At 62.9% G+C, this 4693-nt stretch carries 6 protein-coding genes; 1 reads left to right on the plus strand and 5 read right to left on the minus strand.

Annotation, left to right across the window (positions count from 1 at the left end; genetic code table 11):
• Positions 1–613: 613 nt before the first annotated feature.
• Complete coding sequence (locus tag IE153_RS41050; protein WP_189594773.1) at positions 614–1948, minus strand: hypothetical protein; 1335 nt, start codon at positions 1946–1948, stop codon at positions 614–616.
• Between the two features lie 319 nt (positions 1949–2267).
• On the opposite strand from IE153_RS41050, the gene IE153_RS41055 reads away from it, so the two are divergent.
• The gene (locus IE153_RS41055; protein ID WP_189594774.1) at positions 2268–2804 is read left to right on the plus strand and encodes a GNAT family N-acetyltransferase; all 537 of its coding nucleotides are present in this window, start codon (positions 2268–2270) and stop codon (positions 2802–2804) included.
• Positions 2805–3024: 220 nt separating this feature from the next.
• Here IE153_RS41055 and IE153_RS41060 read toward each other — a convergent pair whose 3' ends face one another.
• From IE153_RS41060 to IE153_RS41070, 4 genes are all read right to left on the minus strand, one after another.
• Positions 3025–3471 carry an SANT/Myb-like DNA-binding domain-containing protein gene (locus IE153_RS41060; protein WP_189594775.1) on the minus strand — a complete coding sequence of 149 codons (447 nt, stop codon included), beginning with the start codon at positions 3469–3471 and terminating at the stop codon, positions 3025–3027.
• A 148-nt stretch (positions 3472–3619) separates the two neighbouring features.
• The gene (locus tag IE153_RS42250; RefSeq protein WP_229829445.1) at positions 3620–3997 is read right to left on the minus strand and encodes a hypothetical protein; all 378 of its coding nucleotides are present in this window, start codon (positions 3995–3997) and stop codon (positions 3620–3622) included.
• Positions 3994–4341, minus strand: a complete 348-nt coding sequence (locus tag IE153_RS41065; RefSeq protein ID WP_189594776.1) for a hypothetical protein — start codon at positions 4339–4341, stop codon at positions 3994–3996. Before IE153_RS41065 ends, IE153_RS42250 begins: the two co-directional genes overlap by 4 nt.
• On the minus strand, positions 4335–4693 hold a 359-nt coding region (locus IE153_RS41070), incomplete at its 5' end, for an ATP-binding protein (RefSeq protein ID WP_189594777.1). The genes IE153_RS41070 and IE153_RS41065, both read right to left, overlap by 7 nt.

The following is a 4693-nucleotide window of genomic DNA, read 5'->3' on the forward strand; positions in this document are numbered from 1 at the left end:
TCCGCAGGTGTGCGCGGTTGTCCGCCGCTGTCCGTCGGCGTTGTCACGCAGTTAGACACTCACACGGCAAGCTGGCCGGAGCCTCAGTCGCCCGCGAACCACAAGTAGCTGCCTGGGGTAGCCGCGCACTGTCCCAGCATCACTGTGAGATCGTCCAGCGCAGCGAGCTGACGCTCATCAGTGCAACTCCGCCTCAAACCGTGGATCTCCTGGAGGGCAGCCGTGGCCTCCTGCTCGTTCATCAACGTGTCCCCGTAGGGATCGACGGCGGTGAGCCTTCCGGGCACTCCAAGGAGTTGAAGCGAGCCGAGTGCATCGGCCAGTGCGTCGCCATGTCCGTGGGAGCTCCGCAGGAGCGTTGCGCGGGACTTGCGCCAGCTGTTGCGTGCCGGCCGTGACGAGTGCAGCTCCAGATCAATCCCCATGCTTCATGATGACGCGCTGCGCTGCTGCACAGCCACAACTGATCATCGGCGGCCGTGACCTGCGGCTGCCTTATCGATCAACGTCCTGACCTGCTGCTGAGCTGTCGGTGGCTGTCGACGTTGGTCATCGTTGAGCACCCTTCCACGGCCCGAGCACGGCCCGGGGAGGGCGCTCGTGCATGGCTCGGCTAGCTGGGTAGGACCGCGTGGCTCTGTCCAGCCCCGGACGAACCGATTAGGAATACCTGACCGTCAAGACCAGCGGTCCAAGTACCAAGCTCGGTTATTGGAGCCCAAACAGGTTGTTCGCCAAGACTCTTCGGCTCGTTGAAAGTGGAAGGTACAACGAAGGGTTTTGCCAGGCCAACCGTACCCGCCGGTTTAAACCCATTCCTTTCAGCACTGTTCGCTGAATATGTCGGCCTGTATCCTTCGAGATATGCAGCTAGCTTGATTGCCTCTTGCATCGGGCCATCCACTTGGGCAATTCGAATGTAGTCCTGCCAGTCTGCCTTCTCGGCCTTGAGGTGATGCCCTTCTGCATCGATGACTGCCTCCAGCCATGCAGCCCTCTGCCTACTCGACATCGAAAGGACAAGTTTCTCTGGGCCGTCGACCATTACGCCGCTTCGCTCAACGAGTGAGGTTACATAGGAGCGGCGAAGCCTGAACGTATATGCAGGCAAGATGTTGCCTCCGCGATCTCGCACGCTGATCGCATGAGGCACATCTTTTAGTAGGTGAGAAATCTTTTTCACCATCAGGGGTTTCGACTGGTAAATAGCGCCGTCATACATGCCTGCATGTGCTGAAGTCGACTTATCGCGCCCAATGTTGTGGGCCTTCGCTCGGTGCACTGCGACACTCGTAGCAAGTTGCAGCACCGGCCCTCGATGTGGCTTCCTATTGTTCCCGGGGAGCCATCCGCATTCGGGGCATACCGTCGGCTTAGTCTTGGCGGGGGCGATGTGCCCGTCGCCTTGAAGCCAAGCGAGCAGTTGGACTTCGGTCACGGTGAGTTGCGTCATGCCGCCGGTAACGGCTGGCGCAGCAAGCCGCAATCGATTCCCCGACTTGAAGCTGTCCACCCGCACAAACTCTCCGCGAAACATTGTGTGCGCCTCGTTTGGTGGCAGCCCATGTATTTTCGCTCTGTGGACTTGTACGCCCCTCTCTGGGAACTTTGCCCCTCGGGGTTTCCAGCCGCATTCGGGACATGTGGTTGATCCGGTAGTTTTCTTGTAGGCGGTTTCGGACCACCACTGAACTGTCGGCGTTACCTGAGCGTGCCAATACTTATGACCTACTAGCCATAGTTCGGCATTTAACTTGCTGTGGACGTTCGTCACCCGGGTCCATCTTGATCTATGGGCGATGGTGTCATATCCGATAGTTTCGTCTTCGGTAGTTACCTGTTCGTAGGTCAGCCATCCCCTTTTGGTCAGGATCTTCGTGCTGAGACTTACGCACCCCAATTCGCTGGGGTGTATCGATGGCTGCCCTCTGTAGAGCTTTTTGGTCATGTCGGGATCTTCCCCGTGCGCGCCAGACTCCTGCAACCTGTCATTTTACCTCCAGGTCGGCGTAGCGGCTTTGGGCTGGAGTTTCAATGACTGAGTCAAGCGCACTACCCAGGTCCTGGAGCACTTGCTTGGAAGATCGCGTATGCGGGTGCTGGCTGAGCTGCCGAGACTCTGACCTGCGGCTTCGGGGCGAGTTCGCCGCTGCTCCCCGTCGTTCCCCGACGCTCGCCCCCCGACCGGGCACGCAGGGGGCACACAGCCCCTCGCCATGGAGATGGAGTCGTGGGCGGGGAACTGCACATCAAGGTAAGTGCGTCAGATGATCGTGACGACTTCCCAGACCTTGCTGCGAACTGCGAGCCTCGACGACCTGGACCCGATCGTTGACCTGCATACTCAAGCGCGCACAGCGTATTACCAGGCAGGAGGATTATCAGAGGCGGAGCTCACCTCTCCTGAGGCACGCTCTGTTCGACGAGAAATGTGGATGCGTGCTGTGCAGGACGACACCCGGACAGTGCTGTGCGCCGTGCGCGAGAGTGAGATCGTAGGCATCTTGGCGATGGGCCCTCCGCTGGAGGCTGACTTGGATGCCTCGGCCGTCGCCCAGCTTCACCAGATCCACGTCCGCCCCGGGCGCTGGGGGCAGGGGATCGGTAGCCAGTTGCACGCCGCCTTTGTGCAGCTCCTTCGCGATGCTTCTCTGACGGGTGGGGTGCTCGAAGCATGGGAGCGCAACAGCCGAGCCCAGGCCTTCTACGCCCGGCATGGATGGAAACCTGATGGGCACCGCCGACCCGGCCCCGGCCAAGCGAACTATCTCCGTATGCAGCTGGTCTTGGGGCCATCCTCCTGAGAGCCTGCGCGTCACCACGCGGTCGGCGGAGCGACTTTGGGCTGGAGCTGCCATGGGGCGAGTGATCATGGCCCCGTAAGCTTCCGGCGCGTCGGGCAGTCTGTGGACCTGCCCGTTAAAGCACGACGTTGGGGCCATGATCTTCGAGGCTCGCCCCATGGTGGCTGCCTAAAGTCGTGGAGCCGACCGCCCCAGCCACAGACGTCTGAACCTCGACATGTCAGGCGAGGCTTTCAAGCCCGAGCTTGGCCAGTCGTGACCGTATAGCGCTGGGCTTCCGGCCGAACTGCTTCCCGAGAGCGGCGAAGTCACGTTCTCCTTGCTGGTAGAGCGCAAGGAGATGGGCGTCGTCCTCTGGTGACCACGCGTGGCCCATCCGCGGGAAGCGCGCCCGTAGCTCTTCCTGTGACTCTCGCTGCCTGCCGGCACCGCCGTGGGGGGAGATGGACTCGATGATGTTGATCGGGAACTCTCCGACGTGGGTGCCTGTGAGCCAGAGGTTCAGGTGGCCGTCGTCGAACGTGATCCGGTCGGCATGGATGGTTACTGCTCGCCGGAGTACGTCGCTGTCGTTCGGATCCTGGTGGTAGTCGGTGAATGTCAGACGGAACGCTGTGCGCACGGTGGATTCCCCCATAGGGGCCATCCTGGCGTGACCGTTGAGCATGCGGTAGATCGTTTCTCGTCCCTGCCCGCTGCACGCAGCGCGCCGCCGGGCGGGGCCGCCGCTGGCGAAGACAGGGCGGCGGCCCCGCCGTACAGGCGGCGCGCACCCGCGCCGTGCGCGGGCTTGAACCAGTAGAGAAAGTTGTAACTCAGTCGGTCGACTGAGGCTTGAAGGTATGTGCACACGCTGGAAGTTCAGCACTCTGCCGGTGTGCGAGCGGCAGGAAGAGCGCTGGCCGGATGGTCCAAGTGATGCGGGTGCCGGCGTGCGTGATGGTCACCGCGCAAGGCTCCGAGCGCAGCAGGGCCCTCCGGGTCTCGGCACGCTCCTCGTACAGCCATGCCCACGCTTGATCTGATGCGTCGGTATCGAGGGCCGGTGAGATGGTGCGGAGCGCGATGGCTACCCATCGGTCTGCCTGGGGTGCGGAGTAAGCGTCGAACGAGGCTAGGAGCGCCGGCCGTTCGGGAGCGCTGACTTCTTGGGTCCAGCACTCGCACCAGTAGCCGCGGGCGGGCTTGTTCATGAGGTCGCTCCCGCCGGGTAGGCCAGCAGTACGTAACGGGTGCTGTCGTCGTGGAGGGTGAGTTGGTAGCCCGTGCCGCTGGTCATGTAGGCGAGGGCTCGTTCGTGCTCGGCCTCGTCTGTCAGCCAGTGCAGGCCCGGTTGTGCGTATGCGGCGTCGAGTTGGTCAGTGATGTGCTGCGTGCGTTCTCGTAACCAGCGCAGGGCGAGACGCGGGCTTGTGGTGTCGTGTGATCCCAAGGCGATGGAGCGGGCTTCGTTCACCGGGTAGGCGGCGGCTCGGCACTGGTAGGGGAGAGGTTGGCTCCCCGGCCTCGGCGTCACGGGAGGGGCGGACGTCAGCATGGACGCTCTCCCGCCTGTCCGGACTGGGTGAACAGCTCCGCGGTGACCGTGTAGCCGCCACAGCTGTCGTAGACGACGACCCGGTGTGCGATCGCGCTGACCATGTCCAGGCCCCGGCCGTGTTCGGCCTGGTCGTCCTGGCGCTCGACCTTCGGGGCTGTTCCGGTGCCGCCCTCGTCCGTGACCGACAGAGCGACCACCTGCGGGGAGACCGCGAGTGCCAGATGGAAGCTGCCCGACTGAGTGCCGCTGGCGGTATGGAGGATCGCGTTCGCGCTCAGCTCGCTCACGATCAGCTCGGCGTCATCAGCCAGGGGAGATCCGCGCAGGATGTCCCGCGTCCAGCGGCGGG

Origin of the sequence: Streptomyces massasporeus (assembly GCF_014648995.1) — a bacterium.
GTDB lineage: Bacteria > Actinomycetota > Actinomycetes > Streptomycetales > Streptomycetaceae > Streptomyces > Streptomyces massasporeus.

Excerpts from the sequence above, each read along its gene's own strand:
- IE153_RS41050 (WP_189594773.1), bottom strand. The coding sequence starts at position 1,948 with ATGACCAAAAAGCTCTACAGAGGGCAGCCATCGATACACCCCAGCGAA.
- IE153_RS41055 (WP_189594774.1), top strand. The coding sequence starts at position 2,268 with ATGATCGTGACGACTTCCCAGACCTTGCTGCGAACTGCGAGCCTCGAC.
- IE153_RS41060 (WP_189594775.1), bottom strand. The coding sequence starts at position 3,471 with ATGCTCAACGGTCACGCCAGGATGGCCCCTATGGGGGAATCCACCGTG.
- IE153_RS42250 (WP_229829445.1), bottom strand. The coding sequence starts at position 3,997 with ATGAACAAGCCCGCCCGCGGCTACTGGTGCGAGTGCTGGACCCAAGAA.
- IE153_RS41065 (WP_189594776.1), bottom strand. The coding sequence starts at position 4,341 with ATGCTGACGTCCGCCCCTCCCGTGACGCCGAGGCCGGGGAGCCAACCT.